The following is a 20,883-nucleotide window of genomic DNA, read 5'->3' as shown; positions in this document are numbered from 1 at the left end:
CTGCTTCCTGCAGGATTCTGCGGATCGAGCCTTGAAATTAATAGAAAATCCCCATGCCAAATGCTTTGGAACGGGCGGTGTACTGACCGCCCGATGCGATTGGTGTTGTCCGCCCGGATCCATAGAGGCGGATGAACACTCCGTCGTAATAGGATTGTGACGGGAGCGCGGTGATGTCTGGATAGACCGCCTCGATGCCGGCTTCGCGAAGGGTTTCCTCCCATCCGGTCAGCTCACCGAGTATCTCGCGGATTTCCGGGAAGACGGAGCGGAGCTTGTGGACCTGGGCTTCCGGCTGATCGCCGATGAGGTCGAGCAGCGGATGGTCTCCGAGCAGTTGCCGGAGTGCCGACGTGCTCCGCTGGGACAGCGCACGGCGGATGGCAGGATCCGCCACTTTTTCTTCACCGAGGATCATGGGGAGCAGGGCATAATGGCTGATGACCGCTGTCCTTGGCCGGTCGTTCATCTGCTCGTCCATGAACCCGATCATCAAGGAAAGTCCCTCTTGCTGGCGGGTTGTGCTTTCCGAGAACACTTCCATGCCTAGCTGCCGTGTTTCCGCGCCGGAGTGGAACACCGGGCCGGAGTAGACCGCGCGCTCCGCGTTGATCTTGTACTTATGGAGATAGCGGACAATGGCATTGGTCCAGTCATGCCGGAGCGCATGGACCGTTCCGTTCTGTACCCATGACTCACGCTGAGGCATAAGCCGGAGATCGTCCTCCGTCATGGCCGGCCAGTCGAATGTTTCCACGACAGGGAGATCAATGATGTCAAAGCCGTTTCCGTGGAAAAACGACAGAAATTCGACTTCCAGCTGTTTTTGTCGGATCAATGCGGGATTATAGATGAATGAAGTCATTCGTCGACACCTCTTCACTTCATTACTTTATCATGATAAAGTAGTAGATAGGTGAAATAATAGCATAGAGAATTCAGAATTGCAATAGGGGGATGAATATGACAAGCATTGACGGACATGTCCATTCGCCATACTGCCCGCATGGCACGGGCGCGGCGATGGAGGAGTATGTAAAGGAGGCGGAGAGGAAAGGAATCGGGATCCTTGTCTTCACCGAGCACGCGCCGCTTCCGGAAGGATTCACCGACCCGGTGCCGGAAAAAGACAGTGCGATGAAGCCGGAAAACGTCCGTGCCTATCTGGAAGAAGGCGCGAGGCTGCGCCGGGAGTATGCCGGACGGGTGGATGTCCGCTGCGGTTTCGAGGTGGATTATATAGAAGGATACGAGGAAGAGACCCGGCGCTTCCTTGAAAACCACAGCGAAGCAGCCGCGCATTCGATCCTAAGTGTGCATTTCATCAAACTTCCGGATGGCTGGTTCTGCCTCGACTACAGTGCGGATGCCTTTGAGGAGAAGGCGGAGGAAGTTGGGGTGGAACATCTATACGAAGCCTATGGCTTGGCGATGGAGAGGGCGGCCGGAAAACCGTTCGGCGAAGTGAACCCGCCGGTACTCGGACATCTTAATCTCATCCACAAATTCCGGAGGCGCATCCGCCCGAAAACAGACCCTGTTAATTGGACGGGTATCCTGGAAAAAGCGGCCGCAAGTGGCTATGTGCTCGACTTTAACCACGCAGGGCTCCGGAAGCCGGACTACCGGGAGACGTATCCTGAACCGTGGATAGCGGAAGAAGCGGAGCGGCTCGGGCTGAAGCTGCAGACGGGATCGGACGCCCATTCACCGGAAGATGTCGGAAGCGGATTCGCAAAAGAATGACATGACAAAACGGCAAGGCCCGCGGGCCTTGCCGTTTGCCTATCAATGATTTCCGTTCAGGATTTCTTCCAGCGCAGTGAACAGCTTATCCATCTCTTCGTCGGTCCCGACAGTAATCCTCAGATAGTCTTTGATGCGCGGTTTGCCGAAGTGGCGGACGAGGATGTTGCGGGATTTGAGTCCGGCATATAACTCTCCGGCATCCGCCTCCGGATGCATGCAGAAGAGGAAATTAGCCGATGACGGGAGGACCGTGAATCCAAGTTCGGCAAGGCGCATTGCGGAGGTGCCGCGGGTTGCGAGAATCTTTGCGGTCGTTTCCTCAAAGTAGGCCGTATCCCTGAACGCGGCCTCCGCGCCTGCCTGTGCCAGCCGGTCGATCGTGTAGGAATTAAACGAGTCCTTGATCCGGATGAGCCCTTCGATCAGTTCCGGCTGGCCGAGCGCGTAGCCTACGCGAAGGCCGGCAAGCGATCTTGATTTGGAGGTCGTCCGGACGACGAGGAGGTTATCGAATTCGCTGATCAGTGTAGATGCTGAAGGACCGGCAAAGTCGATATACGCTTCATCGATGATGACGACGCAATCCGGATTGCCTTGGAGAATGCGGCGGATGACGTCAAGAGGCTCGTAGATTCCGGTCGGGGCGTTCGGGTTCGGCAGAATGACGCCCCCCTTGGCTCCCGTGAAGGCTTCGGTATCCAGTGAGAAATCTTCGCCAAGCTGTATTTCCTCAAATGGAACCCCGAACAGATTTGAATAGACCGGATAGAAGCTATAAGTTACGTCGGGGAAGCGGATCGCTTTTCCGGGATTGAAAAAGGCCATGAAGGAAAACGCGAGGACTTCATCGGAACCGTTCGCCGTAAAGACATGATCCGCTTTGAGGCCTTCCGTTTCTGCAATGGCCTGCCTCAAGGAATCAGCGGTCGGCGACGGATACAGGCGGAGACCCTCTGCCGCATCCCGAATCGCCTCCGTGACACCCGGTGCAGGCGGGTAGGGGTTTTCATTTGTATTCAGCTTGATGATTTCCTCCCGGTTCAGCTGCTCGCCGGGAACGTAAGGTTCCGTCCGCCGGGCCATTTCACTCCAGAATCTGCTCATTCCGATCGCTCCCTGTTGCTTTAGTGATTTACTACAATAAAGTTATCTGAAGCTGAAGGTGTTGTCAACGGCATGACGGGGTAAAGAAAAGTTTAGTGAAAGGGGGATACCTGAAAATGAAGAAGAACCTGTTCCTCATCGGTGCCGCAGCTTTACTGCTTTCCGCCTGCACCGGGCAGGAGAACCCGGAAGATGCGGACGTTCAGGATGCGGCTGAGGAGAAGACGGCTGATGGCGAAGTCAGGAGCCTTGCAACCGAGGGTACGGAGAATCAGGACGGGATACCGGGAGAACACAAGATTTACGCCCAGGAAATTGACCAAGCCCAGCCGGTCAGTAATCCGTCGGGTTATGAAGAGCTGAAACATGCGGCAGAGCACTTCACTCCGGAAGACTATGAAATCCGAGTCGCCAACGACAATCCCGGGAACCGGGTGCTGCTCTTCATGGACGGGGATCAGCCCGCCTACAAAACCGTACTGATCAAGAATCAGGGACTTTTAAAAATCATATCCGGCGACAAAGGGCTGATTGAAGAAACGAAGATCTGATTTTCTTCATTCCACTCTAAATCGTGGATTTATCGTAATGCGGAGGGCAATGGCGCCTCCGCTTTTTTTATTTGAGCTGCAGTCCAACTGGCCAAAGAATAAATCTTTTGTCCCTCTTGCTATTTTTGGGAACAAAGGTTAAATTATTGCCATACTATAATTCTGAGTAAATCAATAAGAAAAGAGGGTTAAGGGATGGCATCCGAATTCACTAAGCTGTTTGATGACTGGTCCAAAACCTATGACGATACAGTGGCGGGCACCGATCCGGAGTATAGGGAGGTGTTTGCCCGATATGATGAAATCCTTCAATCCGTCGCAGACAAAGCGGGTGGACTGATCCTGGAATTTGGGGTGGGAACCGGCAATCTCACGGAGCGGATTCTCCGTCAGGGCAAGAAGCTGATCGGCTATGAGCCATCGGGAGAAATGCGGAAAATCGCGGTGCAGAAACTGCCCGGTCTGATTCTTTTCGACGGTGACTTTATCGATTTTCCGGTTTCCGAACAGTCGCCGGATTCGATTGTAAGCACTTATGCATTTCATCACCTCACCGACGAAGACAAAAGAAAAGCGATCACCCTTTATCACGAGCTGCTCAGCCCGCAGGGGAAGATCGTGTTCGCGGATACGCTGTTTGCCCATGCAGAAGCGAAAGAGAAGGCAATCCAGGATGCTCGGGAGAAAAACTTTGCCCGTCTGGCCGAGGACCTGAAGACTGAATATTACACAACCATTCCGGTACTGACCGGATTCTTCGAGGAAATCGGCTTCGATGCTGCATTTACCCGTCAAAATGACTTTGTCTGGCTGATTGAGGCAGTAAAGAAAAGCTGACTCGGGTCAATCGAATCCAAAGACCAGCGCAGTAAGGAGGATTCCAATGAATGTCGCAAAAAATGTCCATGAACTCATCGGGAACACCCCGCTGGTGGAAATCAACTCGTTCCCGCTGCCGGAGGGGGTGAGACTGTTCGCCAAGCTTGAATTCATGAATCCGGGCGGCAGCGTCAAAGACCGGCTCGGACAGTTTCTGCTCAGGCAGGCTTTCAGTGAAGGGAAGCTGGAAAAGGGTGGCACGATCATTGAACCGACTGCCGGAAACACCGGAATCGGTCTTGCGATAGCGGCGATCCGCTACGGTGTCCGCGCCATCTTTGTGGTGCCCGAGAAATTCAGCCTGGAAAAGCAGACGCTCATGCGGGCGCTCGGGGCTGAAGTGATCAATACGCCAACGGAACTCGGAATGGAAGGCGCCATTGCCAAGACCGAGGAACTGCTACAGGAAATCCCCGGATCCTATTGTCCCGGGCAGTTCCAGAACGCCTCCAACCCTGCGACGTACTATGAAAGCCTGGGGCCGGAACTGCTGGACGACTTGGACGGCAAAGTCGATGTCTTTGTTGCGGGAGCGGGATCCGGGGGGACGTTCACCGGTACGTCACGATATTTGAAAGACCGGCTGAAAGATGTTAAATGCGTCATCGTTGAACCGGAAGGATCCATCCTGAATGGCGGCCCATCACATTCCCACAAAACGGAGGGGATCGGCATGGATTTCCTTCCGCCGTTCATCGACCGGGGGCTCTTTGACGCCATCCATACCATTTCGGATGAAGAGGCTTTTGCCCGTCTTAGGGAAGCCGCAAGGAATGAAGGGCTCCTCGTCGGCAGTTCCTCCGGAGCGGCCCTCGCCGCCAGCCTGAAAGAGGCGGCCATAGCCCGTCCCGGAACGCATATCGTCACGATTTTTCCGGACAGCAGCGAACGCTATATCAGTAGCGGAATTTATGAAGAGGTGATTAGATATGAGGAAGAAAACGCAGTTAATTCATGGCGGGGTTAGCCGTGACCCTTATACCGGAGCGGTCTCGATCCCGATTTACCAGGCCAGCACATACAAACAGGATGGGGTCGGCAACTTCAAGTACGAATACGCACGCACGGGAAACCCGACAAGGGAGGCACTGGAAAGTCTGATTGCAGATCTTGAAGGAGGCGCACGCGGATTCGCTTTCGCATCGGGGATGGCAGCCATCACGGCGACCGTCCAGCTGTTTAAGTCAGGGGATCATTTACTTGTGACGGATGATGTATACGGCGGGACTTTCCGTGTGATGGATAAGATCTTCAGCCGCTTCGGAATCAAGGTATCGTTCGTTGATACAAGTGATCCGGAAACGGTCAAACAAGCGATCCGTCCGGAAACCAAGGCGATCTTCGTGGAAACGCCTACCAACCCGCTCCTGAAAGTGACAGACATTGAGGCCATATCTGAAATCGCAAAAGAAAACGGCCTGAAGCTGATTGTAGACAACACATTCAGCACGCCGTATTGGCAAAATCCGATCGCGCATGGCGCGGACATCGTCCTACACAGCGCAACCAAATATCTGGGAGGGCACAGTGACGTTGTCGCAGGGCTTGTCGTCGCGAAAGACGAACAGCTTGGCGAAGAACTGCACTTTGTCCAGAACTCCACAGGCGGCGTGCTGGCCCCTCACGACAGCTGGCTGCTGATCCGGGGCATCAAGACGCTCGGCATCAGGATGGAAGAGATCGAACAAAATACCGAGCAGGTCGTCCGCTTCCTGACGGAACATGAGGCAGTCGGGAAGGTCTACTATCCTGGGTTGGAGGACCATCCGGGCCATGACGTCCACCAAAAGCAGGCTGGCGGTTTCGGAGGAATGGTCTCCTTCACGGTAGAAAACCAGGAAAAGGCGCTGTCGCTGCTCGAAAAAGTCCGGTACTTCACCCTTGCGGAAAGCCTGGGCGCTGTTGAGAGCCTGATTTCCATCCCTGCCCTGATGACGCATGCTTCCATACCTGTGGAACGCCGTCATGAGTTGGGCATCGAGGACGGGCTTGTCCGGATCTCGGTCGGCTTGGAAGATCCGCTTGACCTGATTGAGGATCTGGAACGGGCAATGGCCGCTAAAGAAATACATGCGTGAGTCAACGAAACAGCGGAGACCCTCCACGGAGCGGTCTCCGTTTTTTGTATGAGGCCCCCAAACCTTAGCAGGAATGAAGTGGTATACTGAAACTATTCCATTCATCAGACAAAGGGGTAAGACAACATGATTGCAACCGACTTAGACCGCATCCGCGCGGATTTTGAAACAAGCGAGTTTTTCCGGTATCTCGGACTACAAATCACCAGGCTGGATGAGGAGGATGTCGAACTGTACCTCCCTTATAAAAAGGAACTGGACAATGTCCAGAGCACGGTGCACGGAGGCGTTTATATGAGCATCCTCGATACGATGATGGGTCTGAAAATCCGCCAGCTGGGTTTTGAGGCACCCGTCACAATCCAGATGCAGACACAGTTCCTCAAACCGCTGATCGGGGAAGCCATGACTGCCCATGCGGCATTGATCAATCAAAACCGGAGTACCGTCCTGATGGAAGGGAAACTGCATAACCAGGCAGGGGAACTGATCGGCTATGCCACTGCTACATTCAAAGTATCAACGACAAGGAAGTGATAGGTATGAAAACCATTTTACTCACGGGCTTTGAACCGTTCCTTGACTATCCCGTGAATCCGACGATGCGGATTGCGGAAGAGCTTGACAGAGCTGTCATCGGAGACTATCAGATTTGCACCCGGATCTTGCCTGTCGACTTCAGCAAGGCATCCGCCAGGCTGATCGGGCTGATCCGTGAAGTGGAACCGGATGTCACGGTTTCCCTTGGTCTGGCCGCCGGACGGTACAAAATCACACCTGAACGGATTGCGGTGAACGTAAAAGATGGAGCGGCAGACAATGAGGGTCATACTCCGGTAGACGAGCCGATCGAAGAAGAGGCGGCAGACGCCTACTTCTCAACGCTTCCTGTCCGCGGGATGGTCAATGCATTGCTTGAAGCCGGACTCCCGGCTGAAATCTCCAACACAGCCGGCGCCTATCTGTGCAACAACGTGATGTACGCCGGCCTTCACTACGCCAAGACGGAGAATCCGGAGATGAAATCCGGCTTTATCCATATTCCTGCTTCGCACGAGCTGGGAATCCGTCATGGGAAAATTCCAAGCTGGAGCCATGAGGACCTGCTCCGGGGAGTCAGGATCTGCTTGGAGACCATTGCAGGTAAACCTATGAATGAATGAAGTCTGCAGCCGTATTTTTCAGCATCTCGAGTGGCTTTCAGGTACGGTCATGCAGATGACCTCCAACCTGGCCGGGGAAGACTTCGGTTACCGTCCGGACCCGGAAAAGCGGTCGCTCGGTGAACTGCTCTCGCATATCGCTCTGATCTGCGAAGCGGACGCCCGTATATCCGATGAAGCGACCGAAATGGAGATGGCTGTCTACTATCGGTCGGCGGAATTAAACTCCCCGGAAGAAATCCGCGTTGCTCTCCGCTACAACCTGGAAGGTCTCAAAAAACGGTACGGCGGGTATAGCGAAGCGGAGTTGAATGAGACCACCACATCCTGGTGGGGAACGGCGGATACCCGATTGGGCTGGCTCGTCCAGATCCTCACCCATATGGCACACCACCGGGCACAGCTTCATTCGATGCTGGTCCGGATGGGGAAAGACCCGGGAATTCAATTATTTCAATAACAAAAAGCGGCATTCCTATCTGCGGGGAATGCTGCTTTTTTCGATAATCCGCCTTGCAGACAGGGAGCAGTCTGTAACGGGCGACACGATGGTTATTGTTGAACGAGGCGAATCAGCAGATGAGCGAGTGTATGCTGCTGTTCCTTATCGGCTACCTGCCAAAGCTGGTGCAGCAGGTGTTCTTCCCGATTCCGGGGCTCTTCATGTTTCATCAGGTAATTGGCGACCATTTCCGCCGTATTTGCAAGTTGTTCCTCGCTCAGTCCCATCTTTTCGCCTTGATCCACTTTATGGGAGAGAAATTGTTTGAAATGGTTAAAGTTCTCCAGGATCTGGTCTTTTTCCTCGCTGTCGTAGTCGTGCATCTGATTTTCGATCTTATCATTGAATTGGTCCACGATTGGGCTCCTCTCAGATTCAGTTTTTATATAAGTCTTTTATTCAATATTGCCTTGTCTTTATATATTTAAACAAACAGAGAAACAGGGGGTATTTTCTAATCTACTCATCAAACCTTCTGCAAAACATTGCTTCTAAATTTGTAACGGAAATCAAACGGGCCTTTATAGATTGGTGCTGATCAAAACCGTTAAGACTAAAATACCATTTTTAACAGAATCTAAAAAACCTTTTGAATATTTACTTACCCTATTCTACAATAGACCTATTATTTCGTGTAATAGCGAAGGGGGTAATCTTTCAATGAAGGCTGGAAGCGTTTACACAGAAGAGCGTACAACTTCGAAAGCGAAGCAGCGGAAAACGCCGGGCCGAAAGGCGGAAATTGACTTTGCTCGGGTCGCGGATAGCAGCCGCTTTAGAACGCTATTGGAGAAGAAGAAGAAGTTCATCTTACCGCTGACGATTTTCTTCCTGGTGTTCTATTTCACCTTACCGATCCTGACATCGTATACCAATGTCCTGGAGAGACCGGCGATCGGTGATATATCCTGGGCTTGGATTTATGCGTCCGCCCAGTTCATCATGACATGGGTCCTCTGCACGGTGTACGTCAGGAAGTTCCAGAAGTTCGACAAGGATGCAGATGAGATTGTCGAGACAGAGATCAAGGGGGGATAAGCTTGAGCACAACAGTCATAGTCCTGTTTTTATCTATTGTACTTCTTACACTGTTCATCACGTGGTGGGCGGCCAAGCGCACGACCACCGCGGGTGAGTTCTACACGGCCGGCGGGGGACTCACCGGCTGGCAAAACGGCCTTGCCATCGCGGGGGACTACTTGTCCGCCGCATCATTCCTCGGAATCGCCGGGATGATCGCACTTTTCGGGTTTGACGGATTCTTTTATTCCATCGGCTTCCTGATTGCGTATTTGGTTGTGATGTTCCTGGTTGCGGAACCGCTTCGGAACCTCGGCAAATATACGCTTGCGGATATGATCAATTCACGATTTGATGCGAAAAAGGTTCGTGCGGCAGCAGCGTTCAGCACGATCACCATCGTCATTTTCTATATGATTGCGCAACTTGTGGGTGCCGGCGCACTGATCCAGCTTCTGTTCGGAATTCCTTATTGGATCGCGGTACTTATCGTCGGCGTCATGATGACGATCTATGTCCTGTTCGGCGGAATGACGGCAACGAGCTGGGTTCAGATCGTCAAGGCGGTCCTGCTTATGCTCGGTACAGTCGTCATCGCGGTCCTGGTCTTTGCCCGCTTCGACTTCAGCATCATGACGATGTTCAGCGAGGTCAAGACGGCGACCGCCCACGGAGAGGCGTTCCTGCAGCCGGGACTCAAGTATACGGTCCCGCTTGATACGATTTCTCTCATGCTGGCGCTTGTCCTCGGTACAGCCGGGCTGCCGCATATTCTGATGCGCTTCTTCACAGTCAAGGATGCCAAGACGGCACGGAGCTCCGTAGTCACGGCAACTTGGATTGTCGGGATCTTCTATATCCTGACCATCTTCCTCGGCTTCGGCGCGGCGGCATTTGTGGGACATGAGGCAATTGTGGCTGCGAACCCGGCCGGTAACATGGCCGCTCCGCTGCTTGCGGAAGCGCTCGGCGGCGACTTGCTCATGTCGTTTGTCTCAGCGGTGGCCTTCGCTACGATCCTAGCGGTAGTCGCAGGCCTCGTTCTGACGGGTGCGTCGGCATTCGCGCATGACATCTACGGCCAGATCATCAAGAAGGGACAAGCCACACAGCAACAGGAGATGAAGGCTGCACGCCAGGCATCCCTATGGGTGTCGGTCTTCTCGATTCTCCTTGCGCTCGGAGCGCAGTCGCTGAACGTGGCCTTCCTGGTCTCGCTTGCTTTCTGTGTGGCGGCAAGTGCGAACTTGCCTGTCATCCTGTACACAATCTACTGGAAACGGTTCAACACGACCGGCGCCCTGACCGCAATGCTGTTCGGACTCATTTCGGCACTCGTCCTCGTGGCCGTGAGCCCGAACGTTTTGTCACCGGAAGCCGGTGCCGCAATGTTTGTTGGAGAACCGCTTTTCCCTCTAACGAACCCGGCGATCGTATCCGTGCCGCTCGGATTCCTCGGCGGCTGGCTCGGCACGATTCTCTCGAAAGAGTCGGACGCCCGGCGCTTTGCAGAGGTATCGGTACGTGCGAACACCGGATACCGCGAATAAAAACGAACAAAAAACCGCTCCGGACGGATTTCCGTCGGAAGCGGTTTTTTCTATGCAATTGTGAATCCGGGAGCAGTGGGACAGGGCCGAAAGGTCAGGCAATAAAATCTTCCTCTGGAACTTCCTCCGGCTGTTTTCTCATGTAATAGCGGCCCTTGGTCGCGATCGCCAGGACAACGGTCAGGATGGCGGCAAGGATTGCCGCGAAAAATGCCGCTGTGCTTGCGAGGAATTCACCCATGAAGCCAAGCGCGGCAATGGTGCCGAGAACACTCGCTACGATGAGTGCAACTGTTCCGACCGGGTTCCACTTATACAGGTATTGCTGACGGGCCTCGTAGTAGAGCGGCCCGATTTTCAGCATCTTCTTCACGATGAGCGCATCGGCGACAAGCACCGCGGCCCATGCGAGCAGGAAGACGCCCTGGAATGTCATGACAGCGCCCAGGTGGTCAACAATGCCGCCGAGCATCAGCATGATCCCGATAACGCCCGCTACGACCACCCAGAAGCGGCGGCCCGGCGTGAAGCGGAACATGTTTTCAAAGAAGTTCGAGAGGGACAGCGAGGCGCTGTAGATGTTGGTTACGTTGATGCGGAGCTGTGTCAGCAGCGTAAACAGTGCGCCGCCAAGTCCCAGGAGGGTTACAATGTAGACGCCCGGATTGGCTTCGCCGAGACGGACGCCAAACCAGATTCCGAGACCTCCCATAACGCCGAAGCAGAAAATCTGAGGGACAAATCCAATGATGACGGATCCCTTTTTGATATCCTCAGGCTTAAGGAACCGGGAGTAGTCGGATGCAAGCAGGGCGGTGAGCCCCATGATGCCGTGGTGCATCCCGATACAAGCCAGAAGTGCTGTACCTCCGACCTCGACACCTTCCGGCATGAAGGTCCAGAACGAGCCTTCATAAACGGACGGAGTGAGAAAGGAGAAGACGATCGCCGCGATCAGGAAGATGAAGAAGATCGGAAGCGACCATTTCTGCAGCTTGTCCAACTGCTTGATGCCGAACCAGTTCAGCGGGATGACAATGGATCCGAAGACAACGATGAGCATCCATTCGGGGATGGAAGGGAAGAAAGTGTGGACGGCGGCGACCAGGATCAGTCCTTCAAACGCAACATAGAGGATAAAGTTTGATGCGTAGATCAGGGACGTGAGCGAGGCGCCGATATATCCGAATCCGCCGCCCCTTGACATCAGGTTGACGTTCATGCCGGATTTCGCGGAGAAATAGGCGATAAACGAACCGAGGATGCCGGCGACGATAATCGCGTAAGCTGAGGAGATCAGGGCGTTGATGGCGCCGAACTGCAGAGCCATGACACTGCCCATTTGGAAGTAGAAGATCGCAGTGGCGATTCCGAATGTGATATTCGTGATGCTCAGCCATCCCATTTTCCGTTCGGAACGGGGGACGCGGTCCAATGAATAGTCGTCAGTATGTGCTTCTTGTGCCGTTGTCTGCTTGTCTACGGACACTGAAGTCATTGAATCACTCCTTATTCTATTTGAGTTATGAATTTGGTTAAGACCACTCTCCCATGTGATGGATTTCACAATCTGCAACTGGTCTAGCATAACAAATATTTTGCATATCGGCAAGCTGTCCTAAATCAGAACACGGCAGGGAAGAGGATTCCTTGCCGTGTTATCGATCAGATTCAATTACAGTGCCTTCAGCATGCCGCCGTCGATGACGATGGACTGGCCGGTGAGATAGGTATTGGCGCCTGAGGCGAGGAAAACGACGGAACGGGCAAATTCTGCCGGCTGCCCGTAACGGCCGATCGGGATGCCCTGTTTGGCTTTCTCGGTGACCTCTTCCTGTGATACCCCGATGGTCTGTGCCCGTGCGGTGTCCAGTTCGATGATCCTGTCTGTTTCGATTCTGCCGGGTCCGACTGTATTGACGAGAATATTTGAAGCTGCATATTCGCGGGCAAGAGATTTTGTCAGGCCGACCATGCCTGCACGGAATGTATTGGAAAGGATCAGTCCGTCGATGACTTCTTTCGTGGAGGAGGAAGAGATATTGATGATGCGTCCCCAGTTGTTTTCCTGCATGCCCGGCAGAACTTCGCGGATGGTGCGTGTATAGCTCAGCAGGTTCTGCTCGAATGCCCGGACCCAGTCTGCATCATCTACACCGGCAAACCCTCCGGCTTTCGGCCCCCCGGTGTTGTTGACGAGTACATCAACACCGCCGAAAACTTCACGGACTTTACGGAAGAGCGCAGAAATATCCTCCTCACGGGACATGTCGCACGAATGGTAATGGATGTTGCCATTTCCGGATTCCTGCTTTATTTCCCCTGCAGTTTGGTCAAGTGATTCGGAACTCCTGCTTGTCAGGAAGACGGAAGCTCCTTCTTTTGCGAATTCCAGTGCGATGGCGCGTCCAAGTCCTTTGCTGGAAGCCATGACCAGTACATGTTTGTCCTTCAGTTTCAGATCCATGATAGATCCCCCTTTATCCCTGATGACTCGATTGTACCGGAAAGCGGCTGTTTCGTGCAGGGTTCGTTCCATTTCATCGGGGGGTACCTTGAGCGGTGCAGGGAGGAGGGGTAAGATGGAAGAAGGTGATTGACTTTCGAATGAGGCGGGGTGACCGGTGTCCATGAAAAAATTCGTTCAGCTCGCGCTGATTTTTCTGTTTTATTACTTCGGTGTGCAGGTCAAGGCATGGCTCAGTTTGCCGATCCCCGGCAGCATCATCGGGCTCCTCCTGCTGCTCGGGTTCATTATCGTGTTCAAAAACCTGGCGGTGAATACCCATGCCGACGGTGCATCCATCCTGATCCGGAACTTCACATTGTTTTTCATCCCGACGACAGTCGCCATCATTCTTTATCTTGACCTGTTCAGGACATGGAATGCGGTATCGTTTGTGACGGTGCTCTTGAGCACGCTCCTGACAATCGCTCTGACTGCATGGGCGATCGAACGGTCGGTTGGGAAGGGGGAGCCGAGATGAACACGGCCATTACCTACTTGTTCGGTGTGTTGCTGACACTGGGTACATATGCAATTGGCATTTATCTTTACAAACGGTACAAAAAGACCTGGCTGCAACCGCTGATTGTTGCGACTTTCCTGATTGGAACGATCCTCCTTTTGCTGGACATCCCGTATGAAACCTTTATGAAAGGGGCCAATCTGTGGAACTGGCTGCTTGGACCCGCTGTTGTCGCTCTTGCCTATCCGTTGTACTTTAACCTGCCGATGGTTAAAAAGTACTTTGGACCAATTCTGCTCGGCGTATTTGGTGGTGGGCTTTTCGGCCTCTTCAGCGGCTTTTTGCTGACGAAGTGGCTCGGGGCGGATGCATCCGTGTCCACATCGACCATTCCGAAAAATGCCACGACGCCGATTGCCATTGAACTTTCTGAAATGATCGGCGGCATCCCTTCGCTTACCGTCGTCTACGTCATGATCGCCGGAATAGGAGGAGCAGTTCTCGGCATCCCGATTCTCGACAAGCTGGGCATCCGTCACCCGGTCGCCCGGGGCCTCAGTATCGGGATCGCGTCACACGGCTTCGGCACCGCGAAACTTTTTGAGACGAGTGACAGGGAAGGCTCGGTCAGCACGGTTGCCTATATTCTGACCGCGATTTTGATTACAGTTGTTTGTACGGTCTTTTTCAGTTGAGGAATCAAGGGAATAATACGGATTAGTTTACTTAAATTGGAAATTAAAAATAAATATATTGATGTTATATTTATTGTATTATGATTAAGTTAAAAACGAGCAGGCAACTCAACGAGATTAATTTGTTGCGTGCAATTGCATGTGTGGCAGTTGTACTCACCCATTCAATCACCAATTACGCCAAAACTTATGAACCTGATCTTTTTGATCAAGACCAATTCATAACCTATTTTCGTTTCGCACTCCTTTGGGCGACGCCCGTTTTTGTAATGATATCCGAGGTCCTTATTTCAAAGAATTATCCTGATGGAGTAAGGAAAGGGTTTCTGTTAAAACGAGTCAAATATATTCTGATTCCATATATTTTAATTGGGTTGATCAGGAGTTACATGCACTCTGAAGGTGAATGGTCTGTCTTTTTCCAGCGCGCATTTGAAATAGTTGTGCTTGGGCATTGGCACGGTTTCTTTGTTTTGGTCATCTTCCAATTTTATATATTGCATATTTTGCTGGGGCGCTTCTTGCAGAAAACTCATCCTTTACCCCCGATTCTAATTTCCTTTATCTTGTCATTTACGTACCTGTATGTTCATGCAGGTAATAAGGACTTCCGTATATTCATTGATCAAGTTTATCCTTTTTGGGATAGGACCCTCTTTATCGGTTGGTTGTTTTATTTTGTAGTAGCTTTCTATATTGGACGGGATTATGAAAAAGTAATTAACTTTTTCGCAAAGCATTTCTATATCCCGATCATTGGCGTTTTTGTTTCATATCTCATGATTATGAATAAGGTCATGGACAGGGTCTTTGTATCTGTAAAAAGTGACCGGTATGACATGCTCATATTTGCATTATCTGTTTTTATCATTGCATTGGTTTTATTGAGAATGATTAAAAATCCTAACCAAACGCTGATTAAGTTAAGCCATTTTTCTTTCTTTATTTACCTGACACATCAGCTGACGCTTCCTTATTTAAGCCAACTCACGCAGACCGTGGCTAATAATTTTTGGTCCCATATCATCATTTTGACTTTCTTGGGTGTGGCAACCTCAATCGGCTGGGCGATGCTTTTCTATGAGTCCCGATTTACAAAGCCGTTTACTGGGAGAATTAAAATTCTGGATCAGCCTGCAAAGTGAACAAAAGACGGAACAGCGCCATCCCGGCACACCGGGATGGCGCTGTTGTTCGTTCGTTAAAAACTCAGAATGCCCCTGAACCGCCGCCCCCGCCCCCGGTTCCTCCACCCGAGCTGGATGAGGAGGATGCGGAGCTCGAATAGGCGGCATGCTCACCTGCCACGGCAAAGGAGCGGTTCATGATCAGCGGGTCATAGACGATTACGGCAGGCGGCGTGTCAGAGGAAGACTGCCTGGTATCCGCAAATTTCGCAAACGGAAGATCGATGTCTTTGTTTTTCGTGCCGATGGCATAGATGTATCCCCTCAGCCGGTCTTCGCGCGGCAAGGATGTCCATTCTTCGGCCCTTGCATTCTTGAATTGTCCTGCAAAGACCTGCCACTGTTCACGAAGCAGGCGGCCTGTGTCACTGAGCGGCCGGTAAAACGCAGCACCGATCAGCGCGGCCAGTGCAAGCGGGATGGCGATGATGAGATGAATCCAAGCCTCCCCCATGGCGAAGTAGATGGCGGTGCCTGCTAGAACACTCCCTGTGAGGGCCAGGAGCACTGACGTGCCCGGGTGGGCCTCCCTAAGCCCGGCCTCTTTGACTTCCTGGGAAACGGTGCCGCTCCATTCCGCAATCCGGCTGCTGTATTCTCCGGCCTGCTCGTCATCTTCGGTCCGTCGTTTCAGTTCTTCCAGATCGAAGCCGCCGTTACCGTCCCCGAAGCTGTCGAAAAGGAAGGAGCGGAAGATTTCTTCATGCTGATGGTCAGGAGCCTTTCCGGTCTCCGCGAACCGGGTTTCGGATACTTGTACGACCTGGCCTTTCCGGATCAGGTCCAGAAGCGCGGCCGAAAGGCGCTCCGGCCCGGTGTCAATGGCAGGGGACATGAACTGCATGACGGCCGGCATACTGATGATCTCTTTGGGCGTCATGAAACCGGACGCCTCGGCTTCACGTCTTGCTTCCGCCGATTTTCTTCGCGAGAGGTTCCATTCTTTCAAGAAGATACCCAGAAGGAGCAGGATGGCAGCGGGCAACATGATGTTACCGATCAAAACCGCAGTTTGATGGCGCGCTTCGGCGGCTTCCTGCTCTACGGCAAGCCGTTTCCGTTCGGCGGCTATCGTGTCACGGATGGTCCCCGGAACGGCATTCAGGGAAGGGAACAGGGCGGCATCGAAAACAACACGGATATCCCCGTTTTGACCCGAGCCGACATGGCCCAGGTCAAAACGGGCGCTGCCATCAGACTCGAGTGTCCCGGTACCCGCGGCCGCGTCATAGCCGATCAGCTCCGTTCCTGAAGAGGGTTCCGGAGGTACGACGGTGATCATCATGTTGCCATAATCCGATTCATTTCGGTCGTCAAAAAACGGCCAGTAAAACTCGGCTCCGTCTTCATACCGAGTCACCGCCCCCTCGATGACGTAGCGGAGCTCAACTGTAATATTTTCATCCTCACCGCCGCGGAAGACTTTGTACAGTTCTCCGTCTTTCACGGTGCGCAGGGGCTGTCCGTCCTCCAACGCGCTGAATCCGGAGACGGCGGTACCCTCTTTTGGAACAAGCATCCGGGTCACTCCACTAAACTCACCGTCAAATTGGTAGGTATGGAACTCTGTTACGTTGACCGTTCCATCTTTGTCCGTTTCGGCTTTGATCCGGCTGTCAGTGATTTCGAACTCAACAGCGAATGCGGCTCCCGGAAACAGGAACAGCAGGAACCCCGCCATTAGGATGATTCTGATCACTTGGGTCATCGCGACCGCCTCCGTTTCAAATCTGTTAACTGTTATACGGAATAGGAAGTCCACGGTTTCAGATATTGTCCAAATGCAGCCAGATTCAATAGAATATCCAATTAATCTGAACATTCCTTTCTATTCGACTTGTTTGCGCTTTCTTTCTACTGCTATAATGGCTTCAATCAATAGTTCCAAAGAACGGCTACCAAAAAGGGGGATTTTCTGTATGAAGAAGAAAAAGTGGACAGCGCTTGCGGCAGGAACAATGCTGAGCGCGATGGTGCTTGCCGCATGCGGAGGGGATGACGGCGGGTCTGCCGGGGGAGAAGGGGAAGGTGGCGGGAGTTCTGAGGGTCTTGAAACCCGGATTGTGACCATTGCCACTGGGGGAGCATCTGGTCCATACAACATCATCGGCACCACACTTGCCAGCGAATTTTCGGATGCGTTCGGCGTAAACTCCAAACCGCAGACGACTGGCGCCTCCGTCGAAAACATCAATCTCATCAAGGAAGGAAAGGTCGAGATGGCTTTTGTGATGAGTGATGTGCTCACGGAAGCTGTGGATGGTACCGGAAACTTCAGCGAGCCGGTAGACCAGGTCCAGCAGATCGCCGCTCTCTATCCGAACTTCGTCCAGATCGTGACGACTGCAGATTCAGGAATCGAAACGGTCGATGATCTGAAAGGCAAGCGGGTGGCAGTGGGTGATCAGAACTCTGGAGTCGAGGTCAATGCACGGAACCTTCTGGAAGGCCACGGAATCACTTATGACGATATTGAAGTCGATTACCTGGGCTATGCCGAAGCGGCTGACGGCCTGCGTTCCGGCCAGATTGATGCGGCTTTCCTGACGAGCGGCCTGCCAAACTCTTCCGTACTTGAATTGTCGAAAAGCCTGGATCTGAGCATGGTCTCCGTGGATCCGGCAAAAGTTGAAGAAATCGCGGAAGAACAGCCATATTTCATCTCTATGGAAATCCCGGCGGATACATACGGCAATGAAGAAGCCGTTCCGACTGCAGCCATCATGAATGCCCTTGTCGTGTCGTCCGAGCTGTCGGAAGACGACGTCTATAAACTGACGAAAGAATTCTTTGATAGTCTGGAATCACTTGAGAACTCCCACCAGGCGGCTTCCGACATTTCTCTGGAGGGGGCACAGGAAGGTATGGTCGCTCCTGTCCATCCGGGAGCGCAAAAGTACTATGACGAGCAATGAAATCCAAAAGCTTCATGTTCGGGGGCATAGCGGTCGTTATGCTCCTTCTTTCTCTTTTTTTACCGGTACCTGCCATCCAGATCACAACTGACGCTTGGGAAGACATGATTCGGACGGACCGGTTCGAAATTGGCTGGATTCACTCTGTGGAGAAGGAACCGTGGTTTGAAACGTATGAGGCCCGGGACGGAAAGCTTTACCTGACGGGAACAAGATTCAAAACATATGGGGCAGGTGTTCCGTCTGAAGGTAAAATCATCCCTTCCGATGACGGATTTGTCCATATGGCACTGGATCGGGAAGTGCCGGAACTGAACATTTTTACGTCCAAAGATATAAAGACGACCTTCTATTTTGGAAAAGGGGAATTGCCTCTCTATGCACCCGGCGGAGAGAGGTGGTCGGTAAGCATTACACACAAAACTGTGCCGCTTTGGCGGCTGTTCGGAGGTGCCCATCATGAGTGAAGCCGAGAAAAAGAGAATAGCCGCGGAGACGGAATTCCTGGATGAAAGAAAGCAGGAAGAGCTGTTGGAGAAGTTTGATGCAGACTCCAGAACGAGAAAGATAAGCGGCCGGACTGTAGGGTTTTTCATCGCCGCAGTCGCCATTCTTTATTCAGTCTTCCATCTGTATACGACATTCAACCCGATTCCGGCACTGCAACAGCGCGCTGTGCACGTGGCAGTCGGGATCGGTCTCATTTTCCTGCTTTATCCGATGACCAAAAAGCAGAACAGAAATCGTGTGCCCTTGCTGGACTGGCTGTTGTTCATCGGAGCGCTCGCAACGGCCGGCTACCTGATTTCACAGTACACGGCCATTGTCACGACAAGGGGCGGAATCCCGAATACGGCAGATATCATGATGGCGATTGTGGCGGTCGTTCTCGTGTTGGAGGCGGCACGCCGGGTTACCGGCTGGATCCTCCCGGTATTGGCACTGATTTTCCTGTCGTATCCATTCTTCAGTCATATGCCATGGGTGCCAATCAGCATGGCGACCCGTCCGTTCGATTTGGGGGACATTTTCGGACAGCTGTATCTGAAGACGGAAGGGCTATACTCAACAGCCATCGGTGCTTCGGTCAATTTCATTTTCCTGTTCATCCTTTTTGGAGCTTTTCTGGCCAGGTCGGGAATGGGACAATTGTTCAATGACCTGGCACTTGCGCTGGCCGGGCACAAACAGGGCGGGCCAGCAAAAGTTGCCGTCATTTCAAGCGGTTTTATGGGAAGCATTAACGGGGCGGCAGTGGCCAACGTAGTGGGGACCGGCGCGTTCACCATACCTCTTATGAAAAAAATCGGCTATTCAAAGAACTTTGCGGGAGCTGTTGAAGCAAGTGCTTCGGTTGGCGGCCAGATCCTTCCGCCGATCATGGGAGCGAGCGCATTTATCATGGCGGAGACAACCGGTGTCCAGTATGGAACCATTGCTCTGGCGGCATTGATACCTGCACTCCTGTATTTTCTCGGTGTAATCATGCAAGTTCACTTCCGCGCAGGACGAAGGGGGCTGAAAGGCATTCCGAAGGCCGATCTTCCGCGCGTCAAGGAAGTGATGAAGGAAAGAGGGCATCTTCTCCTGCCGATCCTGCTTCTTGTCTTCTTCCTATACCAGGGGGTGCCGGTAGGCCAGACTGCAATCTACACCATTATTTCCACGGTGATTATCGCGGCCATCCGCAAAGAGACCCGAATGGGCTTCAGGGATATCCTGGCCGCGCTCGACAGTGGCGCCAGGCAGTCGCTTTCTGTCATGGTCGCCTGTGCGGTGGTCGGCATCATCATCGGAGTGGTCAGCCTGACAAGTTTCGGGAACGTGATGACTTCTTCCATCGCAAGTCTCGGAGCAGGTTCCCTGTTCCTGACGCTATTCTTCACCATGCTGGCATCAATGGTCCTCGGAATGGGGCTACCGTCAATTCCGGCTTATATCATCACTGCTACGATGGCTGCGCCGGCTCTGGCGGAATTTGATATTCCGATCATTGTTGCGCATATGTTCGTATTCTATTTTGGGATCTTTGCCAATATCACGCCGCCTGTTGCATTGGCCGCTTTTGCGGGGGCCGGAATATCCGGTGGGGATCCGATGAAAACGGGTTTCCATGCCCTGAAACTTTCCACGGCGGGTTTCCTTATTCCATATCTGTTCGTCTATAATCCGGCAATGCTGATGTTGGATACGGAAGGCGTCGCCACGAATGCAAGGGAGTTTGGGATGGCCGCCCCGGTTGACATCCTGCTGATCACGGTAACTGCGGTGATCGGCATCATCGCCCTAAGCTCGGCTATCGAAGGTTACTTCCGGACAGATATGAACCTGATTTTCCGGATTTTGCTGGGGGCAGGGGCCATCGGAATGATCATCCCTGAAACTTATTCCGATATTATCGGAGTTTTGATTGTAGGCGTGATTTTCAGTTTCAATTATCTGAAAGACAGGCGGAAAAATAGCCCGGCGGCTGCCTGACAATAGGGAGTCTGTCCGACCAGTCAGCGTTCCCGAAACCTTT

22 protein-coding genes are annotated in these 20,883 nt (G+C 52.7%); 16 read left to right on the top strand and 6 right to left on the bottom strand.

The annotated features are described in order from the left end of the window. Nucleotides 1-37: 37 nt before the first annotated feature. Entirely contained in the window at nucleotides 38-865 is an 828-nt protein-coding gene (locus tag DZC51_RS01790; protein WP_157293657.1) for an ATP phosphoribosyltransferase regulatory subunit, read from the bottom strand. A gap of 98 nt (nucleotides 866-963) precedes the next feature. Between DZC51_RS01790 and hisJ the strand changes: the two genes are divergently transcribed. Further along, the gene (gene hisJ, locus DZC51_RS01785; RefSeq protein ID WP_157293656.1) at nucleotides 964-1,746 is read left to right on the top strand and encodes a histidinol-phosphatase HisJ; all 783 of its coding nucleotides are present in this window, start codon (nucleotides 964-966) and stop codon (nucleotides 1,744-1,746) included. 42 nt (nucleotides 1,747-1,788) lie between these two features. On the opposite strand, the gene hisC is transcribed toward hisJ, so the two are convergent. Further along, complete coding sequence (gene hisC, locus DZC51_RS01780) at nucleotides 1,789-2,853, bottom strand: histidinol-phosphate transaminase (protein WP_157293655.1); 1,065 nt, start codon at nucleotides 2,851-2,853, stop codon at nucleotides 1,789-1,791. Between the two features lie 116 nt (nucleotides 2,854-2,969). Here hisC and DZC51_RS01775 point away from each other — a divergent pair, with 116 nt between their 5' ends. The 7 genes from DZC51_RS01775 (at nucleotide 2,970) to DZC51_RS01745 (ending at nucleotide 7,984) form a co-directional block, all read left to right on the top strand. Then, nucleotides 2,970-3,404: a hypothetical protein gene (locus DZC51_RS01775; RefSeq protein WP_157293654.1), complete on the top strand. Its 435-nt coding sequence runs from the start codon at nucleotides 2,970-2,972 to the stop codon at nucleotides 3,402-3,404. A gap of 195 nt (nucleotides 3,405-3,599) precedes the next feature. Further along, nucleotides 3,600-4,241, top strand: a complete 642-nt coding sequence (locus DZC51_RS01770; protein WP_157293653.1) for a class I SAM-dependent DNA methyltransferase — start codon at nucleotides 3,600-3,602, stop codon at nucleotides 4,239-4,241. A 46-nt stretch (nucleotides 4,242-4,287) separates the two neighbouring features. After that, nucleotides 4,288-5,250, top strand: a complete 963-nt coding sequence (locus tag DZC51_RS01765) for a PLP-dependent cysteine synthase family protein (protein ID WP_157293652.1) — start codon at nucleotides 4,288-4,290, stop codon at nucleotides 5,248-5,250. Beyond that, on the top strand, nucleotides 5,213-6,361 hold the full coding sequence (locus DZC51_RS01760) for a bifunctional cystathionine gamma-lyase/homocysteine desulfhydrase (RefSeq protein WP_157293651.1): 1,149 nt from the start codon (nucleotides 5,213-5,215) through the stop codon (nucleotides 6,359-6,361). The genes DZC51_RS01765 and DZC51_RS01760 overlap by 38 nt, the downstream gene beginning before the upstream one ends. Before the next feature lie 126 nt (nucleotides 6,362-6,487). Continuing rightward, entirely contained in the window at nucleotides 6,488-6,898 is a 411-nt protein-coding gene (locus DZC51_RS01755; RefSeq protein WP_157293650.1) for a PaaI family thioesterase, read from the top strand. A gap of 5 nt (nucleotides 6,899-6,903) precedes the next feature. Then, entirely contained in the window at nucleotides 6,904-7,524 is a 621-nt protein-coding gene (gene pcp, locus DZC51_RS01750) for a pyroglutamyl-peptidase I (protein ID WP_157293649.1), read from the top strand. Continuing rightward, the gene (locus DZC51_RS01745; protein ID WP_157293648.1) at nucleotides 7,517-7,984 is read left to right on the top strand and encodes a DinB family protein; all 468 of its coding nucleotides are present in this window, start codon (nucleotides 7,517-7,519) and stop codon (nucleotides 7,982-7,984) included. Before pcp ends, DZC51_RS01745 begins: the two co-directional genes overlap by 8 nt. Before the next feature lie 92 nt (nucleotides 7,985-8,076). Here DZC51_RS01745 and DZC51_RS01740 read toward each other — a convergent pair whose 3' ends face one another. Beyond that, the gene (locus tag DZC51_RS01740; RefSeq protein WP_232524042.1) at nucleotides 8,077-8,382 is read right to left on the bottom strand and encodes a DUF3243 domain-containing protein; all 306 of its coding nucleotides are present in this window, start codon (nucleotides 8,380-8,382) and stop codon (nucleotides 8,077-8,079) included. A gap of 304 nt (nucleotides 8,383-8,686) precedes the next feature. Here DZC51_RS01740 and DZC51_RS01735 point away from each other — a divergent pair, with 304 nt between their 5' ends. Continuing rightward, the gene (locus tag DZC51_RS01735; RefSeq protein WP_157293647.1) at nucleotides 8,687-9,064 is read left to right on the top strand and encodes a DUF485 domain-containing protein; all 378 of its coding nucleotides are present in this window, start codon (nucleotides 8,687-8,689) and stop codon (nucleotides 9,062-9,064) included. A gap of 2 nt (nucleotides 9,065-9,066) precedes the next feature. Next, nucleotides 9,067-10,596, top strand: a complete 1,530-nt coding sequence (locus DZC51_RS01730; protein WP_157293646.1) for a solute symporter family protein — start codon at nucleotides 9,067-9,069, stop codon at nucleotides 10,594-10,596. Nucleotides 10,597-10,690: 94 nt separating this feature from the next. Here the strand turns inward: DZC51_RS01730 and DZC51_RS01725 are convergent, their stop codons facing one another. Further along, nucleotides 10,691-12,094, bottom strand: coding sequence for a purine-cytosine permease family protein (locus tag DZC51_RS01725; protein WP_157293645.1), 1,404 nt, complete (start codon nucleotides 12,092-12,094; stop codon nucleotides 10,691-10,693). A 177-nt stretch (nucleotides 12,095-12,271) separates the two neighbouring features. Further along, entirely contained in the window at nucleotides 12,272-13,063 is a 792-nt protein-coding gene (locus DZC51_RS01720) for an SDR family oxidoreductase (protein WP_157293644.1), read from the bottom strand. Between the two features lie 163 nt (nucleotides 13,064-13,226). On the opposite strand from DZC51_RS01720, the gene DZC51_RS01715 reads away from it, so the two are divergent. The 3 genes from DZC51_RS01715 to DZC51_RS01705 all read left to right on the top strand — a co-directional run bounded on the left by DZC51_RS01715 (nucleotide 13,227) and on the right by DZC51_RS01705 (nucleotide 15,405). Next, nucleotides 13,227-13,583: a CidA/LrgA family protein gene (locus tag DZC51_RS01715; RefSeq protein ID WP_232524043.1), complete on the top strand. Its 357-nt coding sequence runs from the start codon at nucleotides 13,227-13,229 to the stop codon at nucleotides 13,581-13,583. Further along, nucleotides 13,580-14,260 (top strand): LrgB family protein, encoded by a 681-nt coding sequence (locus DZC51_RS01710; RefSeq protein WP_157293642.1) that lies wholly within the window; start codon nucleotides 13,580-13,582, stop codon nucleotides 14,258-14,260. Before DZC51_RS01715 ends, DZC51_RS01710 begins: the two co-directional genes overlap by 4 nt. A gap of 80 nt (nucleotides 14,261-14,340) precedes the next feature. Then, nucleotides 14,341-15,405, top strand: a complete 1,065-nt coding sequence (locus tag DZC51_RS01705) for an acyltransferase family protein (protein ID WP_370513667.1) — start codon at nucleotides 14,341-14,343, stop codon at nucleotides 15,403-15,405. Between the two features lie 64 nt (nucleotides 15,406-15,469). Here the strand turns inward: DZC51_RS01705 and DZC51_RS01700 are convergent, their stop codons facing one another. Then, nucleotides 15,470-17,155, bottom strand: coding sequence for a DUF2207 domain-containing protein (locus DZC51_RS01700; RefSeq protein ID WP_157293640.1), 1,686 nt, complete (start codon nucleotides 17,153-17,155; stop codon nucleotides 15,470-15,472). 211 nt (nucleotides 17,156-17,366) lie between these two features. Here DZC51_RS01700 and DZC51_RS01695 point away from each other — a divergent pair, with 211 nt between their 5' ends. From DZC51_RS01695 to DZC51_RS01685, 3 genes are all read left to right on the top strand, one after another. Further along, nucleotides 17,367-18,362 (top strand): TAXI family TRAP transporter solute-binding subunit, encoded by a 996-nt coding sequence (locus tag DZC51_RS01695; RefSeq protein ID WP_157293639.1) that lies wholly within the window; start codon nucleotides 17,367-17,369, stop codon nucleotides 18,360-18,362. A 104-nt stretch (nucleotides 18,363-18,466) separates the two neighbouring features. Then, nucleotides 18,467-18,829 carry a DUF1850 domain-containing protein gene (locus tag DZC51_RS01690; RefSeq protein ID WP_157293638.1) on the top strand — a complete coding sequence of 121 codons (363 nt, stop codon included), beginning with the start codon at nucleotides 18,467-18,469 and terminating at the stop codon, nucleotides 18,827-18,829. Further along, on the top strand, nucleotides 18,822-20,840 hold the full coding sequence (locus tag DZC51_RS01685; protein WP_157293637.1) for a TRAP transporter permease: 2,019 nt from the start codon (nucleotides 18,822-18,824) through the stop codon (nucleotides 20,838-20,840). The genes DZC51_RS01690 and DZC51_RS01685 overlap by 8 nt, the downstream gene beginning before the upstream one ends. Nucleotides 20,841-20,883 lie beyond the last annotated feature (43 nt).

The organism is Bhargavaea sp. CC-171006 (assembly GCF_009761675.1).
Lineage (GTDB): Bacteria > Bacillota > Bacilli > Bacillales_A > Planococcaceae > Bhargavaea > Bhargavaea changchunensis.
The sequence above is the reverse complement of the archived record's forward strand: the minus strand, read 5'-3'. Positions and strand labels throughout refer to the sequence as shown.